General features: G+C 66.9%; 16 protein-coding genes and 2 pseudogenes. 7 read left to right on the top strand and 11 right to left on the bottom strand.

The genetic code is table 11. The features are described from left to right. Positions 1 to 44: 44 nt before the first annotated feature. The 5 genes and pseudogenes from ACP93_RS19755 to ACP93_RS22385 all read right to left on the bottom strand — a co-directional run. Complete coding sequence (locus ACP93_RS19755) at positions 45 to 731, bottom strand: DUF4194 domain-containing protein (RefSeq protein WP_048492368.1); 687 nt, start codon at positions 729 to 731, stop codon at positions 45 to 47. Beyond that, positions 718 to 2,187: a DUF3375 domain-containing protein gene (locus tag ACP93_RS19750; protein WP_048492367.1), complete on the bottom strand. Its 1,470-nt coding sequence runs from the start codon at positions 2,185 to 2,187 to the stop codon at positions 718 to 720. Before ACP93_RS19750 ends, ACP93_RS19755 begins: the two co-directional genes overlap by 14 nt. A 31-nt stretch (positions 2,188 to 2,218) precedes the next feature. Continuing rightward, positions 2,219 to 2,818 carry a GTP cyclohydrolase I FolE gene (gene folE / locus ACP93_RS19745; RefSeq protein ID WP_017909619.1) on the bottom strand — a complete coding sequence of 200 codons (600 nt, stop codon included), beginning with the start codon at positions 2,816 to 2,818 and terminating at the stop codon, positions 2,219 to 2,221. A gap of 170 nt (positions 2,819 to 2,988) precedes the next feature. Continuing rightward, entirely contained in the window at positions 2,989 to 4,341 is a 1,353-nt protein-coding gene (locus ACP93_RS19740) for an MFS transporter (protein ID WP_048492366.1), read from the bottom strand. Positions 4,342 to 4,364: 23 nt separating this feature from the next. Then, positions 4,365 to 4,556, bottom strand: a pseudogene (locus ACP93_RS22385) (hypothetical protein); the annotation flags it as partial. 531 nt (positions 4,557 to 5,087) lie between these two features. Here ACP93_RS22385 and ACP93_RS19730 point away from each other — a divergent pair. The 4 genes from ACP93_RS19730 to ACP93_RS19715 all read left to right on the top strand — a co-directional run bounded on the left by ACP93_RS19730 (position 5,088) and on the right by ACP93_RS19715 (position 11,313). Then, on the top strand, positions 5,088 to 7,196 hold the full coding sequence (locus ACP93_RS19730; RefSeq protein ID WP_048492364.1) for a methyl-accepting chemotaxis protein: 2,109 nt from the start codon (positions 5,088 to 5,090) through the stop codon (positions 7,194 to 7,196). Between the two features lie 230 nt (positions 7,197 to 7,426). Beyond that, a complete protein-coding gene (locus tag ACP93_RS19725) occupies positions 7,427 to 8,332 on the top strand; it encodes a hypothetical protein (RefSeq protein WP_048492363.1) in 906 nt (301 codons plus the stop codon). A gap of 663 nt (positions 8,333 to 8,995) precedes the next feature. Then, entirely contained in the window at positions 8,996 to 9,451 is a 456-nt protein-coding gene (locus ACP93_RS19720) for a hypothetical protein (protein WP_048492362.1), read from the top strand. 599 nt (positions 9,452 to 10,050) lie between these two features. After that, positions 10,051 to 11,313, top strand: coding sequence for an alpha/beta hydrolase (locus ACP93_RS19715; protein WP_048492361.1), 1,263 nt, complete (start codon positions 10,051 to 10,053; stop codon positions 11,311 to 11,313). 287 nt (positions 11,314 to 11,600) lie between these two features. On the opposite strand, the gene ACP93_RS19710 is transcribed toward ACP93_RS19715, so the two are convergent. Together ACP93_RS19710 and ACP93_RS22075 are read right to left on the bottom strand one after the other, a co-directional pair. Then, entirely contained in the window at positions 11,601 to 12,302 is a 702-nt protein-coding gene (locus tag ACP93_RS19710) for a DUF2306 domain-containing protein (RefSeq protein WP_106407151.1), read from the bottom strand. 129 nt (positions 12,303 to 12,431) lie between these two features. Further along, a complete protein-coding gene (locus ACP93_RS22075) occupies positions 12,432 to 12,686 on the bottom strand; it encodes a hypothetical protein (RefSeq protein ID WP_204243725.1) in 255 nt (84 codons plus the stop codon). On the opposite strand from ACP93_RS22075, the pseudogene ACP93_RS21385 reads away from it, so the two are divergent. After that, positions 12,591 to 12,796, top strand: a pseudogene (locus tag ACP93_RS21385) (restriction endonuclease); the annotation flags it as partial. The gene ACP93_RS22075 and the pseudogene ACP93_RS21385 overlap by 96 nt on opposite strands. Positions 12,797 to 12,834: 38 nt before the next feature. Here ACP93_RS21385 and ACP93_RS21380 read toward each other — a convergent pair. From ACP93_RS21380 to ACP93_RS19700, 3 genes are all read right to left on the bottom strand, one after another. Then, positions 12,835 to 13,830 (bottom strand): RelA/SpoT domain-containing protein, encoded by a 996-nt coding sequence (locus ACP93_RS21380; RefSeq protein ID WP_082143552.1) that lies wholly within the window; start codon positions 13,828 to 13,830, stop codon positions 12,835 to 12,837. A gap of 404 nt (positions 13,831 to 14,234) precedes the next feature. Continuing rightward, positions 14,235 to 14,525, bottom strand: a complete 291-nt coding sequence (locus ACP93_RS19705; protein ID WP_048492360.1) for a HigA family addiction module antitoxin — start codon at positions 14,523 to 14,525, stop codon at positions 14,235 to 14,237. 16 nt (positions 14,526 to 14,541) lie between these two features. Further along, entirely contained in the window at positions 14,542 to 14,823 is a 282-nt protein-coding gene (locus ACP93_RS19700; protein WP_048492359.1) for a type II toxin-antitoxin system RelE/ParE family toxin, read from the bottom strand. A 216-nt stretch (positions 14,824 to 15,039) separates the two neighbouring features. Here ACP93_RS19700 and ACP93_RS19695 point away from each other — a divergent pair, with 216 nt between their 5' ends. Next, on the top strand, positions 15,040 to 15,372 hold the full coding sequence (locus ACP93_RS19695) for a lipoprotein (protein ID WP_048492358.1): 333 nt from the start codon (positions 15,040 to 15,042) through the stop codon (positions 15,370 to 15,372). Positions 15,373 to 15,596: 224 nt separating this feature from the next. Here ACP93_RS19695 and ACP93_RS19690 read toward each other — a convergent pair whose 3' ends face one another. After that, the gene (locus tag ACP93_RS19690) at positions 15,597 to 16,163 is read right to left on the bottom strand and encodes a TetR/AcrR family transcriptional regulator (protein ID WP_048492357.1); all 567 of its coding nucleotides are present in this window, start codon (positions 16,161 to 16,163) and stop codon (positions 15,597 to 15,599) included. Between the two features lie 86 nt (positions 16,164 to 16,249). Between ACP93_RS19690 and ACP93_RS19685 the strand changes: the two genes are divergently transcribed. Beyond that, the gene (locus ACP93_RS19685; protein ID WP_048492356.1) at positions 16,250 to 16,993 is read left to right on the top strand and encodes an SDR family NAD(P)-dependent oxidoreductase; all 744 of its coding nucleotides are present in this window, start codon (positions 16,250 to 16,252) and stop codon (positions 16,991 to 16,993) included. The last annotated feature ends 375 nt before the right edge of the window (positions 16,994 to 17,368 follow it).

Raw genomic sequence — 17,368 nt, 5'->3', positions numbered from 1 at the left:
GCCTGGTCGGCGCTAGGCGCGGGCGCCGCGCGGGCGCAGGCCGGTCATGGCGCCGCCTCAGCCGCGCCATCGCGCAGGCCGCGGTAGGCCGCCGACAGCGCCTGCACGTCCTCGGCCGAGAACAGCAGCTTCAGCGCCGGCGAGACTTCGTAGCGGTCCTCGCTGCCGCGCAGCTTGGACAGCAGGTGGTTGTCGCGCATCTTGGCGATCGCCGCCAGCACCCGCCGGGCGAAGCCGGCGCGATCGGTGGACACGTTCTTTTCGTACACCGACAGCACTTCCAGCAACTGCGCCTCGTCAACCACCGCGCGCTCGCCGCGGGTGTCGGCCTCGGCCAGTTGCTGGCGCAGGAACAGCAGCAACACCGATTCGATGAAGGTCAGCGGGGCGGTGCGCAGCAATGCCGGCGTCTCCAGTTCACCGGTGTCGGCCTGGCGCGCGAACGCCACGCCGCCGTCGCGGTCCAGCACCAGCTCCAGGAACAGCTCGCTCAGCACGCGGCGGATCGCGGCCTCGTGGCGCAGCAACGCCTGCCACAGCGGACCGTGCCGGTAGGCATCGACGCTGGGGCCGGACAGCAGCTGGCACAGCGCGCGCCGCGCCTCCAGCGGCAGGCTGCCGCTGTCGCCGGCGAACAGCGCGGTGCCGGTATCGGCATCGGCGGTGGCAGCGGCCGCAGCGGCGTCGCCGGCATCTGCATCGTGACCGTGGAATTCGTCAGACCAACTCATTGCGTTTTTCCTTGGTGAACCACACCAGCGGGATGCGCGCACGCCGGACCTGGCCGTCGCCGCCCTCCCATTGCACCGCTTCCCATTCGCCGTCGACCACCACGCCGTGGCGGGTGCCCAGCGCCAGGTAGCCGATCACGCTGCCCAGGCCCTGCGCCGCTGGGCGCTGCCGCAGCGCCTCGCCGATGCTCAGCTGCGGCTGTCGACCGAGCAGGTCGTGCAGATCGTTGCGCAGGCCGCGCAGGTCGATCTCCGACTGCGCCACCAGGTCGCCGACACTGTCCAGCGAGATCGTCGCCGCCTCGGCCGCCTGCACCCGCCCATCCACCTGCTGGCTGCGCGGGTCGTGCAGGCGCCACTGCGACGGCGAGCGCAGCCGCGCGCTGCTCAGCGGCAGCACGTAGCCGGTGGCGGCGGTGGCATGCAGGTGATCACGCAACTGCAGCGCCTCGCCCTGGGCCTGCTTCAGCAACTGGTTGAGCCGGCGCTGTTCGAGGTAGCCGCGGCTCTGCACGAAGCCGCGCAGGCTGCGCGCGAAATGCTGCATCACCTCGTGCACCTGGCCACCGCGTTCGAGCAGGGTACCGGTGAGCCCGCGCAGGAAGGCGCGTTCGTGGCGGTCCAGGCGGCGGGCGAAGCCGCGCGCCAGCAATGCCTCCAGCGCCGCGTCCAGCTGCACGCTCTGCTCGGCGTCGTTGAGCAGGCTCCAGAACGCCTGGAAACTGCGCCCGGCCTCGCTCTCGCCGATCACGTCGATGCCGGCGAACAGCTTCTCCAGCACGTCGCCGCGCGCGCCTTCGTCGTCGATGATGCGCTCGCGAAACTCGCGGTTGAGCCGCTCGAAATCGTCGCGGACGCGGCGGAAGTCCTCGGTCAGGTCGTCGGACAGGCGGATGATGTCGCGGGTGCGCTCCAGCGCGCGCTTGCCGTCCAGCGCGGCCAGCTTGCCGGCGGCCACGCGCTCGATCTCCGCGTCCAGGCGCTCGCGCTCGGCGCGCAACGCGGCCAGGCGCGCATCCGGATCGGTCTCGGTCTGCCCGGCCAATTGCACCAGCTGCTGGATCACCAGCGACAGCCGGCTCTCGGTGGCCACGCTGGCGCTGTCGCGCACGCCGGCGATGAAGCGGATGGCCTGCGCCGCCTGCCGCGACAGTTCGTAGTCTTCCTGCGCATCGCCCTCGGGCAGGCGCCGCTCCAGCCAGCCCTGCGCCAGCCAGTGCGCCACGTAGGCCTGCGCGGTGCGCGGCAGTTCGCGCGACAGCTCGTCGTCCTTCAGCGCATCGAGCTGGCGCTGCAGGCGCTCGTGCAGCACGTCGGCCGGCAACCGCCGCTGGGCGTCACCCAGCAGGGTCTGCAGCAGGCCGATCAGCTCCGGGGCATGGTCGGCGGCGAGCAGCTTCCACAGCGGCTGTTCGCGCAACTGGCGATAGCCGGCGATCCGGACATGCGGCTTCATGCAGGAACCGACCGCCACCGCATCCGCAGACTCAGCGCACGCGCTCGATGAAGCGCAGGAACTCGGCGCGGGTGCGCGCGTCCTCGCGGAAGGTGCCGAGCATCTTCGAGGTGACCATGCTGACGCCGCGCTTGTGGATGCCGCGGGTGGTCATGCACTCGTGCGCGCCTTCCACCACCACGCCCACGCCCAGCGGCTGCAGCACGTCCTGGATGCACTGGGCGATCTGCGCGGTCATCTTCTCCTGCACCTGGAAGCGCCGCGCGTAGGCCTCGACCACGCGCGCCAGCTTGCTGATGCCCACCACCTTGCCGCGCGGCAGGTAGCCGACGTGGACCTTGCCGATGATCGGCGCCATGTGGTGTTCGCAGTGGCTTTCGTACTCGATGTCGCGCAGCACGATCAGTTCGTCGTAGCCGGCCACTTCCTCGAAGGTGCGCAGCAGGTACTCGCGCGGATCGGCGCGGTAGCCGCTGAACCAGTCGCCATAGGCCTCGGCCACGCGTCGCGGGGTGTCCAGCAGGCCCTCGCGGGTGGGGTCCTCGCCGGCCCAGCGCAGCAGGGTGCGCACTGCGTCTTCGGCCTGCGCCTGGGTCACCGGGGGAGTGGAGCTGTTGTCGGAATCGGCCATGGGGGGAACGCCCGTAAGGGGGCTGCATGGTACCCGAGTCGCCTGGCAGCCGCCGCATGCGCGCGGCCGGCGCGGCGGGGCGACCCGGCCGACACGGGGTGCGCCGTTCAGCGTCCGCCTGCACCGCGCCCAGGGCGGCGCGTGCACCGCCCGGGCCGGCGCCGCGCCGGTCAGCGCCGGCGCGCGTGCATCTCGCCCTCGTGATCGAGCCAGTTGGACCCCTTGTTGGTCAGGAAGAACATGTACACCACCAGCGACACCGCGATCACCGCCGTGGCGTACCAGACGAAGGTGGTGACGTGGCCGGTCTTCAGCGAGGCCTGGTACAGCAGCGGCGCGGTGCCGCCGAAGGCCGAATTGGCCAACGCGTAGCCCAGGCCCACGCCCAGCGCGCGGATGTGGGTGGGGAACAGCTCGGCCTTCACCACCGCGTTGATCGAAGTGTAGCCGGTGAGGATGACGAAGCCGGCGGTGAGGATCGCGAACGCGCTCAGCCAGTCGCTCTGCTTGGGCAGTTCCAGCACCAGGAACCAGGTGTAGAGCACGCCGCCGATGCCGAAGAACACCAGCAGGGTCTTGCGCCCGACCAGGTCCGACAGCCAGCCGCCCACCGGCTGCATCAGCATTAGCACGGTCAGCGCAACCAGGTTGATGATGGTGCCGGCCATCAGATCGTCGCCGGCGAAGGCGGTCTGGATCATCTTCGGCCCGGTCACCGAGTAGGTGTAGAACGCCACGGTGCCGCCGGCGGTGATCAGGAAGCACAGCAGCAGCGGGCGCCACTGGTGCACGAACAGCTCGCGCAGCGAGCCGGAGGACGTGTCCTTGCCCTGCTTGGCCGCGGCGATGGACTCGGAGGTCAGCGACTCGTCCATCGTGCGCCGCAGCCAGAACACCACCAGCGCGCCGACGCCGCCCAGGCCGAAGGCCACGCGCCAGCCCCACTCGGAAATCTGGCCCTTGTCGAAGAAGTGCAGCATGCCGAACAGCACCGCCTGCGCCAGCACATGGCCGCCGACCAGGGTGACGTAGTGGAACGAGGACAGGAAGCCGCGCCGCCCAGGAATCGCCGCCTCGGACATATAGGTGGCACTGGTGCCGTACTCGCCGCCGGTAGCGAAGCCCTGCAGCAGGCGCGCCAGCAGCAGCACGATCGCCGCGGCACCACCGATGCTGGCCACTGTGGGCGTCACCGCGATCAGGAACGAGCAGGCCGCCATCACCGACACCGACACCGTCAGCGCCAGGCGGCGGCCGTAGCGGTCGGCGAAGCGGCCGAAGTACCAGGCGCCGATCGGGCGCATCAGGAAGGTCATCGCGAAGATCGCCCACACGTACAGGGTGGCGTTCTTGTCCTCCTTGGAGAAGAACTGCGATTCGAAGTAGGTGGCGAACACCGAGTAGACGTAGACGTCGTACCACTCCACCAGGTTGCCGGCCGAACCCTTGAGCGTGTTGGACACCGAGCGGCGCAGGCTGCCCGGTGCGGCGGCGGCGGCGGACGAAGAGGTGGATGCACTCATGCGGTGGGCCTCATGGATGGACGTCACGGAGTATAGGCAGGCCGTTGCGAGGATCTTGTCGCGACGCCGCATGCGCCAGGCGCACGCACCACCGCCTTCATTGCGCCTGCGGCGCAACGAAGGCCTTTGCTGTACAGGCCCGAGCGGTCGAAGCAGCAGACCCGCCGCTTGCCCACGGCAAGCATGTCGCAGGTGCTGGCGATGCGCTCGAACCGGGCCCGCACCTGCGCGGGGCACGGCGCCATCCGCGAGGCGGCACACGACAGCAGGGCGCCTCTAATGACTCGCTTTGCCGCGACTCGAGCGGACATGTCGTGCCACCTTCGTAGGAGCGGCTTCAGCCGCGACGGGCTTTCCTGGGAAAGCCCGTCGCGGCTGAAGCCGCCCCTACGGTAGCGCTTGTGCAGTTACTGGAGATGCCCAGCAGACGATCCCGCGGGTCACGCGTCCGCAGCGGGCAGCGGGCAGCGGGCAGCGGGCAGCGGGCAGCGGGCAGCGGGCAGCGATGCTCGGCCAGGTGTTGCATCGCAACCACCATTGCCGTCGCAGACCTGTCCCACGTCACGTTCTGCGCATCCGGCATCGGGCCATGCAGCGCCGCGCCTACAGTTCGCCTGCGCGTCGCCGCTATTTCCACGCCGACGCGGGGTGGCGCATGCCGAACGTGCGTAGCGGACACCGGCAACCCTCCGGCCCGTCCGCCGTCACCCACCGTCGATCCTTCCACTGCCCCTCCCCCACCTCCAATGCACGTCTTCTCGCATCTGCGCATCGGCCAGCGCCTCGCGCTCGGCTTCCTCACCCTCATCGTGCTGATGGTCCTGCTCACCGTGGTCGGCATCCAGCGCGTGCACAGCATCGACCGGCGGCTGACCGCGATCAACGAGGTCAACAGCGTCAAGCAGCGCTACGCGATCAACTTCCGCGGCAGCGTGCACGACCGCGCCATCGCCCTGCGCGACGTGGTGCTGCTGGACGACCCGGCCAGCCGCCAGGCGACCGAGCAGACCATCGACAAGCTGGCCGGGGACTACGCACGCGCTGCGCAGCCGCTCGACGCCCTGCTCGCCACCTCCACCGACGCCCAGGAGAAAGCCATCCTGCAGCGCATCCAGGGCATCGAAGCGCGCACCATGCCGCTGATCGCGCAGGTGCGGCAGCTGCGCGATGCCGGCGACACCGTGCAGGCGCAGGCGCTGCTGCTGCAGCAGGCGCGCCCGGCCTTCGTCGACTGGCTGGCCAGTATCAACGCCTTCATCGACCTGCAGGAAGCCAAGAACCGCCAGGCCGCCAAGCAGGCGATGGCCACCGCACGCGGCTTCGCCCTGCTGATGGTCGGCTGCACCGTGCTGGCGCTGCTGCTGGGTACGCTGATCGCCCTGCTGCTCACCCGCCGCGTGGTGCGGCCGCTGCGGCAGGCGCTGGGCCTGGCCGAACGGATCGGCGCCGGCGACCTGAGCAGCCCGGACATGGCCACCACCCACGACGAGGCCGGGCAGTTGCTGCGCGCCATGCAGCAGATGCAACGGCGCCTGCACGAGGTGATTTCCGCGCAGCGCGAGATGGCCGCGCGCCACGATGCCGGTGCCATCAGCTACCGCATGGACGCGCAACGCTTCCCCGGCGAGTACGGGCGCATGGTCGCCGACACCAATGCCCTGGTCGATGCGCACGTGCAGACCCAGCTGCGCATCACCGAGGTGATGGGCCGCTACGCCATCGGCGACCTCAGCCAGGACATCGCCCACTACCCCGGCGAGAAGGCCGCGATCACCGCGGCGATGCAGCAGGTCAAGCAGAACCTGCACGCGATCAACGTGCAGATCCAGACCCTGGCCGAAGCCGCCTGCGCCGGCAACTTCGCCCACCGCGGCCAGCCGGAGAAGTTCGAGCACGCCTTCCGCACCATGGTCGAGAACCTCGACACCATGATGGCCACCGCCGACGCCAACCTGGCCAAGTTCTCCGTGCTGCTGCGCTGCATCGCCGACGGCGACCTCACCGTGCGCATGCGCGGCAACTTCCACGGCGTGTTCGCCGCCATGCGCGACGACGCCAACAGCACCGTGCACCGCCTCACCGACATCGTCGCGCACATCCAGCGCACCACCAACAGCATCGGCTTCGCCGCCGAGGACATCGCCAGCGGCAACCAGGAGCTGGCCAAGCGCAGCGAACAGCAGGCGGCCAGCCTGGAAGAGACCGCCGCCTCGATGGAGGAACTGACCTCCACCGTGAAGCAGAACGCCGAGCACGCCCAGCGCGCCAACCAGCTCGCGTTGGGTGCGGCCGGCGTGGCCAGCGAAGGCCGTGACGTGGTCGGCCAGGTGGTGGAGACCATGACCGGCATCCAGGCCGCCTCCCGGCGCATCGCCGACATCATCGCGGTGATCGACGGCATCGCCTTCCAGACCAACATCCTCGCCCTCAACGCCGCGGTGGAAGCCGCGCGCGCCGGCGAGCAGGGCAAGGGCTTCGCGGTGGTGGCCGCGGAAGTCGGCACGCTCGCGCACCGTTCGGCCGGTGCCGCCAAGGAGATCAAGACCCTGATCGACGACTCGGTGCAACGCGTGGCCTACGGTGCCACGCTGGTGCACCAGGCCGGCGCTACCATGGACCAGGTGGTGGCCAGCGTGCAGCACGTCACCGACCTCATGGGCCAGATCTCCGCCGCCTCGCACGAACAGGCCAACGGCATCGCGCAGGTCAACCAGACCATCGCGCGCATGGACGAGACCACCCAGCAGAACGTGGCGCTGGTGGAAGAAGCCAGCACCGCCGCGCGCTCGCTGGAGGAGCAGTCGGCGCAGCTCACCCAGGCGGTGGAAGTGTTCAAGGTCGGCGCCTACGTCTGACCGAGCGGCACGGCGGCGCCACGCTTCCCACTCCGTTCGCGGCGTCGCCGACTGGCGGCAGCCGCGGCTTGGCAGCGTCCAGCGCGTGAACGGCAGGTGTCGGCCGATGCCGGCCGTCGCACCGGCTGCCATGGCCAGCGCCGGCACAGGCGGTACGATGGCGGTCTCCCACGTTCGCCCCCTCCCCGGAACCGCATGAAGGCTGGCCTCCCCGACGGCGCCGCGACGGCATGAGCCGCGCGTCGCACCGCGCGCCCGTCGCCGCCGAGACCCGCAGCGAGCGCTGGCAGCGCTGGATCGCCTGGCTGCTCAGCGCGCTGCTGCACGTGCTGATGGCGCTGGCCCTGCTGTATGCGGCCAAGCCCACCATGTCCACGCCGCAGGGCGCGGCCGGCGGCAGCCGGATCCGCGTGGATTTCCTCGGCGAAAGCGACAAACCGGTGAAGCCGCTGCCGCCCAAGCCCAGCCCGCCGCCGGCCTCCGCCGCGCCCAAGCGCAGCCACGCCACCACCACCGTGCAATCCACCCTGGTCGCGCAGTCAGACGACCCGGTGCCGCCGCCCGATCGCGCCGACACGCCGAAGGCAGCCGACACCCCGCGAACGGCCCCGGTACCGCAGCCGCGTCCGGCACCGCCGGCACCCACCCCGCCCGCGGACGCCCCGGCGCCGAGTCCGGCGCAGACCGCCGACAGCAATCCGCAGCCGCCGACCGAGCGCCGTCCGCAGACCTGGACCGGGCGCCCGCCCGGCGCGCTCGACACCGACACGTCCCCGGACAACAGCGGCCTGGCCGCCGGCCCCGGCAGCCGCGGCAACCGCCACGACATGGACGCGGCCCAGCCCAGCCTGGAGGTCGGCGGCTACCTGGTCTATTACGACCTGGGCAGCGAGAGCCAGCTGCGCACCTGGCAGCAGCAGGGCATGAAAGAGATGTTCATCCTGCTGCCCGGCACCGAGTACCGCATGGTCTGCCCACTGGAGATCGCCCTGACCCGCGGCTCCGGCAAGTGCCGCGCGTTGCCGCCGGACTCGCCGGAGCTGAAGGGCATCGGCGACGCCCGCCAGGTCATCACCATGCTGCAGGTCTATCACCAGGGCGAACTGGTCTGGCGCGGGCCGGGGCCGTATCGCTGAGGTGGCAAGCGCGGGCGGTCGGTGCGTTCAACCACCCTGCAGTCGGGACTGAAGTCCCTCCCACAACGGGTGACCAGTCGTCGGCGCTGCCGTCAGTACTTGCACTGCGAACCAGGAACCTGCCCCCTGTGGGAGCGGCTTCAGCCGCGACGAGCGGGACCATGCGCAAACCCAACCTTACTGTGGTCGGGACTGAAGTCCATCCCACAAGAGGTGACCAGGCGTCGGCGCTGCCGTCAGCACTTGCACTACGAACCAGGATCCTGCCCCCTGTGGGAGCGGCTTCAGCCGCGACAGGCATTCCCGGTAACGCCAGTCGCGGCTGAAGCCGCTCCTACACATGGCCTTCGTCGTTGCTAGAGGTGGCCTGAAGTCCCTCCCACAACGAGCGGCCAGTCTTCCGCACTGCCGTCAGCGCCAGCACTTGAACCAGACACCAAGCGATGCACGCACTGCAGGAGCGGTTTCAACCGCGACCCAGGCAATGCGAAGAAAGCGGTGCAGCACCCAGCACCCGCGCCAGCCACCGCTCAACACCCTCACGCCCGCTTTGCATTCGCCGCCGGCACGGTTGCTAGAGTCGGCCCGCGCCGCCGCGGCCTGTGCCCCACTTTGCAGTTGCCGCCAGGCCCGGCGTCTTTCCTCCATTGAAGGAGTCTCGACATGCCCTGGAAATTCCCCCTCGCACCACTCGCTCTCGCCGTCGTCACCCTGCCCGCGCTGGCCCAGTCCGACCGACAGGTGGCCGAGGACATGCTGACCCGCTCGGCCAACGTCTGCCCCGGCCACAGCACCGAGCGCACGTCGCCGACGGTGAAAGCCGTGCCAGTGGGCGCGTTGCGTGTGATGCTCGATCGCGGCCTGGTGATGTGCCCCGACCGGCGCCTGGATGCCGATGCGCCGGCCGTGTTCTACGGCAGGCTCGGCGTCTTCGCCTGGAACCCCGAGGTCGCCGCCGGCTCCAGCGTGATCGTCAAGCAGATCGATGCGATGACCCGCAAGGACGAGTACCCGTCCGAGACCCTGGTGTGGGACGCCAAGGGCACACCGCTGAAGCAGCAAACGGTGCCCGCGTTCGAACCCAAGCCCGGCGCCACCGTGCTGTACCAGGTGCGCTGACCCTGTTCTGCTGGCCCGCGCGCGGGCCAAGACCATCGACCGACGCCGGCGCGCCCGCAGGGTCCGCCGGCTTTTTTGTCCGGTGCTGCGGGCTCCATCGCGACCGCGCATCGCGACCAACAAGACACGCCGCGACATGCAGGGCATCGGCGATGTCCTGCCCTTGTCCTGGTGGCGTCCACTAAATCCATGGCGCCGGACAATCATCGAAACATCCCACGCGATTATCTCCCGCCTGGCTTCGATTATCTTAAAATAAAGATTATTAACTTCTGAAAAGTCCGCTCCAGAAGCGTAGACAAATTCCTGCAACGTACACGCCGTCAGCCGAAACAAGCGAATTCGGCTGGATTCACGCGAAACCATGCGGATGTTTCATCCTTTCTTCGTTGCCACTGTGGCGCAGCGCACGCCGCGGCATCGATGGGTCGCGGATTTTTCCAGCGCGATATGTCGCGCAATGCCGTCGCATGCGATGCGAATCAATACCGCAGATAAACATTATCTCGCCATGTCGCAAAAACAATGCGGACGACATAGTAGCGTCTGCGCCCTCCCCCACCCCCCGGGCGACCGGGATTCGACACGAGGATGTTTCCATGGCCACACAGCGGAATCGGCTGGCACTGCACGCACTGTCCCTCATCGGCCTCGCGGGCGCGTTGTTGCCCCTGGCCGCCACGGCGGCGCCGGCACGCGGCACCGTACTCAAGAGCAATGTCCTGACCAGCTACACCCGCCAGGCGATCGCCACGCTGCTGGCCAACGACCAATCCCCCGACCAGGCCAAGTGCGACGTGCGCGTGGCCGAGTTCACCTACGCCACCATCGGCGTCGAGGGCGAACCCACCACCGCCTCGGCCGCACTGCTGGTGCCGGGCGGCAGCCAGTGCCCCGGTCCGTTCCCGCTGGTGAGCTACAGCCAGGGTACCGAGTCGCAACGCCGTGCCGAGCAGGCCAAGGAGATCCGCGACGACAAGGGCGACGACACCATGGTCACCCACCTCGCCACCCAGGGCTACGTGGTGGTGAGCAGCGACTACCTCGGCATCGGCCAGTCCACCTACGCGTTCCACCCCTACCTGCATGCCGCGTCCGAGGCCAGTTCCACCATCGACGCGATGCGCGCCGCGCGCCAGGTGCTGCAGCGGCTCAACACCCCGCTGTCGGGCAAGGTGATGCTGACCGGCTTCTCGCAGGGCGGGCATGCCGCCATGGCCACCCAGCGCGAGATCGAAGCGCACCTGTCCAACGAGTTCAACCTGGTCGCCAGCGCGCCGATCTCCGGCCCGTACGCGCTCAGCCAGACCTTCCGCGACAGCTGGAGCGGCCGCAACGCGGTGGGCGAGAACACCTTCGGCATCGTGCTGGCCAGCTACGCCATCGTCGGCATGCAGCACACCTACAAGAACCTCTACCTCGACCCGTCGCAGGTGTTCCAGGATCCGTGGGCCAAGAAGGTGGAGAAACTGTTCCCCGGCAACCAGAGCCTGACCGACCTGGTGCTCGGCGACACCCTGCCGGGCGTGGACAAGATCCGCCAGTACTTCCAGCCTGGCTTCTACAAGGACTTCGCCAGCAACGCCAACGACCCGTTCCTGCGCGACCTGGAGCGCAACGACCTGGTCGACTGGGCGCCACGCACCCCGACCTTGCTGTGCGGGTCGGACAACGACGCCACCGTCCCGCTGAAGAACGCCACCACCGCCATCGCCGCGTTCAAGGCCCGCGGCAGCAACCAGGCGACCGTGCTCGACCTGGGCACCGGCAAGCCCAGCGACAACAGCGCGCTGGAGCACCTGGCGACCGAAGACGCCTGCGCCATCGCCGTGCGCCAGCAACTGTTCGACAAGCTCCGCTGAGGTCGCGGCGGACGACAACGCAGGCGCACTCCTCCCCCGGCGCCTGCGATCGTCCGTCCCGCTGGCTGCCACGCCTGGGCGCAGGCGTGGCAGCGTTTTTCTGTTCGATGCAGGCGCTGCACGATGCGGGCGCTGATGCTGGGACGACGATGACCGTACTTTGTGCGGAGCTGCGCGACAGCGCGAGCACTGGCACACCTGACCCAGGATTGGGATGACGGCAGATCGGCGTGGCGATACCGGCCGCGGCAATCACCGGCCGGCACACGATCCCACACGCCTGGCCATCACCCCGTGCCGACGCCGACGCCGCGCGGCAACATCGCCGATTGCTTTCGTCGACCCCGTGCATCGGCAATCACGCGCCCGACGCCATACACCGACAACGGCACCACCCAACTCGCCCACAGCAGCAGCGCGATCAAGCCTGGCGACGGCGTCAGGCCCAGGCCGATCGCCGACGGCAACGCCACCCGGAACACCACCGGCGCCAGCGTCGCCAGATAAGCCCACACCATCCAGCGCTGGTGCCGCAGCACCTGCCCGCGCCAGATCGCCACCAGCCCGACCGACCCGGTGACCAGCCACGCTAGCGCCGTGGCCGCGAACGCCACCCGGATCGCAGGCGGCGCCGGCGAGGTCGCGATCAGCCCGACCGCTCCGATCATCGCCACCACCATCCCCGCGAAATACGCCCGTCCCACCCAACGATGCAGCCGCGGCCAGCGCCGCCACCGCTGCGTCGCGAACTGCAGCGCCCCCAGCAACAGACCGACCGCCCCGCCACCGAGATGGCACCACAGCCACCCGCGGCGGGTCAGGAACATCGCATAGGCCGGCGACTGCAGCGACACGTACTTCAGGTACACCGAATGCACGAACTCGGCGGCGAACAGCGCCAGCGCAAGCCAGAGTACCCACCAGACCAGGCGCACGATTGGCGTGGCGCGTGGTGCTGCAATGTCGCGGCGTGTCGGCTCGCTGTTCATTCCCTGCCCCACGCTGCGCCGGACCCTCGGCAGCGCGAAGCTAGCATGCAAGTCTCAAGACCACCGGAGGCGGCGACGGACGGTAGGTAGGGATGTCTGCGAGCGCCGCTGCACACTCCGCATCGCCGTTCAACGCAGGCGATCATCACCGGTCGCGAAGCCAGTAGCCTGCCGCAAACGTGCGACGTCTCCCGTTTTGTAGACGACACAATTAACAGTACAGACATCCGCCGACCACAGGTCTATGGTCGATCCGGAGACGGGGTCGCACAGGACGCAGACATGGGGAAAACCGGATTCGACGCGGTGGAAGAAACCGGCCTCCGCGACGCCGACGGCGGTATCGACCTGATCCTGCGCAACGGCCGCCGCATCCTGGTGCAATGCAAGCAATGGAGGCGGCACAGCTCGGCATCAGCGTCGTGCGCGAGATGCTTGAATTGCTGGCGCAGCATAACGCCGATGCGGCAAAGATCATTTGTGTTGGCGCATATGAATTATGCAGGGCGGATTGAAGGCGACTTTTAAAATTTTACAACGCCTCTCTCATCAGTTTCACGAAATCCGCCGGGTTTGTAAGGTAATTTCTGTAAGAGTTTTTAATAGCACTTGGCGTCGACGCTCTAACGTAAACAACATGCGCGCAATCTGGATTATCTAAAAGATCTTTTTCCTTCTCCACGGCACGAGTTGCTTTCGTGTATCCAAAAATATCCAAGGTGCCATCGGTCTGGAAAGCCAGAACAGTATGTTCTTTGATCTTGCTCAAATCTCCTTGCTCCCTTAGGCGGTCAAGTCGGTCAAGTAAGTTATGCTTATCTTCTTCGCGATGAAACAAAGCATTAAGCTCCGCATCCGTAAGTTCTGGCATACAACCAGTCATGCCTTCGTGCCTACGAGCTAGAAGTTCGCTGGCAACCCTGAAGAACTCGCCATACTGACCACTACCGTCTTCAAATTTTGTGCGTGCGCCTAGTACAAGATCTGCAATCTCCACGGACGTAGCCCAAGCGTGCTGAACATCGGTGCGCAGCTGTATTTCAATCTTAAGCCCTTTTAACTCTGCATTATTTACTGAGGTGGGCTCATAGCTATATACATAATGAACACCTCTGTACCCGGTTTCTTTTGGTGATGCTATGTAGTCATACTTACTTCTGTCATGCAAAAGTTTATGTCCAGCCTTAGTCTTTGTTTCGAGGAATTCACGAAAATCCTGTAGAGACTGAAGGTCCGGAAATATTAATCTGCAGCCACCCAAATCATGCATGGTAGAGGCGTCCACTGCTCGACCATGAATCAACTTATCTAATACTGTTCCTCGGCGCTTAAGCCTTTGGGCGGGTGCCAAGCCAGTTGAATCAATAGAAGGCTTCCTCAACCACATTGCAATTGAGGTAAGAGGTTTCAAATGGGCTTTTCGCCATTCATCAACAATGTCGATGTCATTCTCGTCTATTGAATCCTCATTAGCAGCGTCGGCTATACGTTTTCCAGCCTTCCTGACTTGACTCTTACTTGGCAACATAGTAAATCCTCAATCAAGCGAACTTGAAAATTTTAAAGCCGATCCGAATGCGCATTGCAATCCAATCCACTTATTTTAAATTTTCTCGACATTAAAGGCCATAACAAAGATGTGGCTAAGTAGCTACGACTCCTTTTAAGAGGCCGCTCACAAAGACGATAAGTCGCTTTGCTGCTATTTTCTAGCCACACTTACGAGAACCTAATGGTGCCCCACTCAGTAGCCATTACACCAGTCCCACCACCAAGAAATATCGATCATCTCTTATATTTTAGCGCAACGAAGCACAGCATAAGCAGCACGACGGCACACGGGGGAAATGGATTAAAAAGGGGCTGGATGGTAAATCACTGTCAGCGAGAATCGAACCTGTGTCATAGCAGAAGATCACGATCTGCCTGCCGTCAAGCCGCCAACCGCTTGATCCGCACCGGCAGATCGCCAAGCAGGCGATGCGCCTCTTCCAATTCGTAGTCCGCCTGCAGGCTCAGCCAGAAGCGTTCGGTCGTGCCCAGCGCCGCGGCCAGGCGCACGGCGGTGTCGGCGGTGATGCCGCGCTTGCCCAGCACGATTTCGTTGATGCGACGCGGCGGTACGCCGGTGGCGCGGGCGAGGGCGTTCTGGCTGATGCCGAGCGGGACGAGGAACTCGTCGCGCAGCACTTCGCCGGGATGGATGTTGGGCAGGGATGCCATAATGAGTTGCCTGAAATCAGTGGTAGTCGACGATGGCGACCTCGGCAACATCGCCGTCGTGCCAGCGGAAGCAGATGCGCCATTGGTCGTTGATGCGGATGCTGTGCTGACCACGCCGATCGCCTTTCAGCGCTTCCAGCCGATTGGCCGGCGGGACACGCAGATCCTCGAGACTGGCAGCGGCATTGAGCATGCGCAGCTTGCGTCGGGCGACCGGCTGGATATCGGCCGGCAGCCTGCGCGAGCGCTCACCACGCCAAATCTTTTCGGCTTCCTTGTCGATAAAGCTCCTGATCACGCGCTCACCATAACGGCACCCGCCATATGACGCAACCCGTCATAGCTACCAGCGCGGAGCTTCCCTCTGCTTCATCGTCTGGCAACACACTGGATGGCGCGTCGCGGCGGCGGGTTCGAGTCAGTCGGCGCCCGACATGATCTCCTCCCATTCTTGACCTCCCATACATCCAACCCACCGCATCCTCGCCCCGATTCCAACACCGGAGGCGGGGACATGACGAAGTGGATGGGGGCGGCGCTGGCCGCGGCGATGCTGATGACCGGCTGCGCCAGAGTCGAGGGCGAGAAGTTCGTCGGCCACTGGGTCAACGTGGAGTCGAAGGACGACACGATCGACATCGAGCGCAACGGGGAGTCGTTCATGGTGCGCAACACCACCCCGCGCTTCTTCACCCGCAAGCCCAAGACCGAGAGCTACCCGGCCATCTACAAGGACGGCGTGCTGCAGGTCACCAACGACGGCGAGACGGTGAACTTCGCCATCGACGAGGCCGATGGGCACCTCAACACCGGCAGCGACGAGTACCAGCGGGTGCCGGCCAAGTAAACGCGTCGCCGGCGTGCGTCGTCCCGGATGACGCTACGCCCACCGTGAGATCCGCACTGCGTGCTGCGCCAGCGCGGCGCGCAGCGTCGTCTTGCTTGCACTCGGGGCAGCATCTGACGCGCACGAGCGCGGATCTCTGCGGTTCTTGCGGGCTTGCGGATGGACCCCACGCATAACACCGGCGGCATCGCTGAAGCCCTGCCCGCGCGCCACGGGTCCACCGGCTAGGCGCGCGGCGCGGGCGCCGCAATGCCGTCGACGAACAGACCGATCAGGTGCGCAATCCGCGTTTTCGGCGAGCCGAGCTGCTCGGTGGCCAGAGAGGTCGCGGTGGCGACGACCACGAGATCGTCGAACGAGACGTCGCGCCGGACGACACCGGTTTTCTGCGCGCGCCGCAGTAGCTGCTGGCCTTCCTTGCTGACGGCCTCGCAGCCCGGCGTGCCGCTCTGCAGTACCGCGCCGAGCGAGGCGGCAAGCCCGCGGTAGACGCTGGTATGCAGCGCCAACTCCTCGAGATACGCGCGCAGCGCGGCCAGCGCATCGAGCGTGCCGGCGCGCGCGTGGCTGGCCGCGGCGAGCGACAGGAAGCGCCCGCTGTAGGCCGCGGCAAACAAGGACTCGCGCGTGGGGAAGCGCCGATAGAGCGTGCCGATGCCCACGCCGGCGCGCTTGGCGACGTCTTCCATCGACGCCTCGGCGCCGCGCTCCAGGAACACCTCCTCCGCCGCCGCGAGCAGGCGCTCGCGGTTTCGCTGGGCATCGGCGCGCAGGGGGGTGTCGGCGGTCAAAGAGGGCTTTCCGGGATGGCTTGTGGAAACGGAGGCTACCTCCGTATAGTAAGTGGAGCAATCCTCCACTTATCAAGGGAAGCGAGATGGACAAGCGATTCGAGGGCAAGGTGGTCGCGATCACCGGCGGCACCGACGGCATCGGCCTGGTGACGGCGAAGGCGTTTGCGAAGGAAGGCGCGCAGGTCTACATCACAGGGCGGCGGCAGGACCGGCTGGACGCCGCCGTGGCGGACATCGGCGGCGGCGCGGTGGGCGTGCAGGGCGATGTCGGCGTTCCCGAGGACATGGATCGGCTCTATGCGCGCATCCAGCAGGACCATGGCAGGCTGGATATCGTGTTCGCCAACGCAGGCGTGTCCGAGTCGGCGGCGCTTGGCGAGATCGACGTCGCGCACCTGGAGCGCCTGCTGGCGACCAACATCAAGGGCACGGTCTTCACCGTGCAGAAGGCGCTGCCGCTGATGGCGACCGGCGGCGCGGTGATCCTGGCGGGCTCGGTGGCCGGCAGCAAGGGAATCGGTGCGCTCTCGGTGTACAGCGCCACGAAGGCGGCCATCCGCTCCTTCGCGCGCACCTGGACGACCGACCTGAAGCACCGCGGCATCCGGGTGAACGTGGTGTCACCCGGCATGGTCCACACGCCGGCCATGCAGACCTACCTGGAAGCGAATGCGGAGGCCGAGGCGGCGTTCAAGCAGATGATCCCGTTCGGGCGGCTCGGCGACGCGGAGGAGATCGCCGAGGCGGCGCTGTTCCTGGCCTCGGACGCGTCCAGCTTCATCGCGGGGCACGAACTGTTCGTCGATGGCGGGGTCATGGCGATCTAGGCCTGCCGGCGAGCGCGTGGCGGTGGGCGAGACCGCCCGCCTGCTCCATCGCTCGCGCGTGGCGGTTGTTGGCATTCTCGCCATCGTGCGTGGCGCGCGTGGCATGGCATGGATGCCTGCGCGCAGTGAGGGTCGGGCAAGCCGACAGCGTCACGGACGATCGAGCCAGAGATCTGCGTGCGCTTCGGTGCTGGCTCTTGTTCAGTGTGGCGCGCGGGTCGCACAGCGCGCGATAAGCGGCGTTTTCAAAGACATCCGCTGCAAGCAAATCAGGCGCGCGTTGCAACGCGCCCGGAGCAGTCAGAACAACGAGCCCTGGCTGGGGACCGGCTCATCCTTCGCTGGCGGCGGTGGTGGTGCCGGTGGTGGCGGTGG

It is taken from the genome of Xanthomonas sp. NCPPB 1128 (genome assembly GCF_001043115.1).
Taxonomy (GTDB): Bacteria; Pseudomonadota; Gammaproteobacteria; order Xanthomonadales; family Xanthomonadaceae; genus Xanthomonas_A.
Note: the sequence above shows the minus strand (reverse complement) of the source record. Positions and strands in the feature narration are given on the sequence as shown.

Coding starts and splice junctions, on each gene's coding strand:
- ACP93_RS19755 (WP_048492368.1), bottom strand. CDS start 731: ATGAGTTGGTCTGACGAATTCCACGGTCACGATGCAGATGCCGGCGAC.
- ACP93_RS19740 (WP_048492366.1), bottom strand. CDS start 4,341: ATGAGTGCATCCACCTCTTCGTCCGCCGCCGCCGCCGCACCGGGCAGC.
- ACP93_RS19720 (WP_048492362.1), top strand. CDS start 8,996: ATGCCCTGGAAATTCCCCCTCGCACCACTCGCTCTCGCCGTCGTCACC.
- ACP93_RS19750 (WP_048492367.1), bottom strand. CDS start 2,187: ATGAAGCCGCATGTCCGGATCGCCGGCTATCGCCAGTTGCGCGAACAG.
- ACP93_RS19715 (WP_048492361.1), top strand. CDS start 10,051: ATGGCCACACAGCGGAATCGGCTGGCACTGCACGCACTGTCCCTCATC.
- ACP93_RS19695 (WP_048492358.1), top strand. CDS start 15,040: ATGACGAAGTGGATGGGGGCGGCGCTGGCCGCGGCGATGCTGATGACC.
- ACP93_RS19725 (WP_048492363.1), top strand. CDS start 7,427: ATGAGCCGCGCGTCGCACCGCGCGCCCGTCGCCGCCGAGACCCGCAGC.
- folE (WP_017909619.1), bottom strand. CDS start 2,818: ATGGCCGATTCCGACAACAGCTCCACTCCCCCGGTGACCCAGGCGCAG.
- ACP93_RS21380 (WP_082143552.1), bottom strand. CDS start 13,830: ATGTTGCCAAGTAAGAGTCAAGTCAGGAAGGCTGGAAAACGTATAGCC.
- ACP93_RS19710 (WP_106407151.1), bottom strand. CDS start 12,302: ATGAACAGCGAGCCGACACGCCGCGACATTGCAGCACCACGCGCCACG.
- ACP93_RS19730 (WP_048492364.1), top strand. CDS start 5,088: ATGCACGTCTTCTCGCATCTGCGCATCGGCCAGCGCCTCGCGCTCGGC.
- ACP93_RS19705 (WP_048492360.1), bottom strand. CDS start 14,525: ATGGCATCCCTGCCCAACATCCATCCCGGCGAAGTGCTGCGCGACGAG.
- ACP93_RS19685 (WP_048492356.1), top strand. CDS start 16,250: ATGGACAAGCGATTCGAGGGCAAGGTGGTCGCGATCACCGGCGGCACC.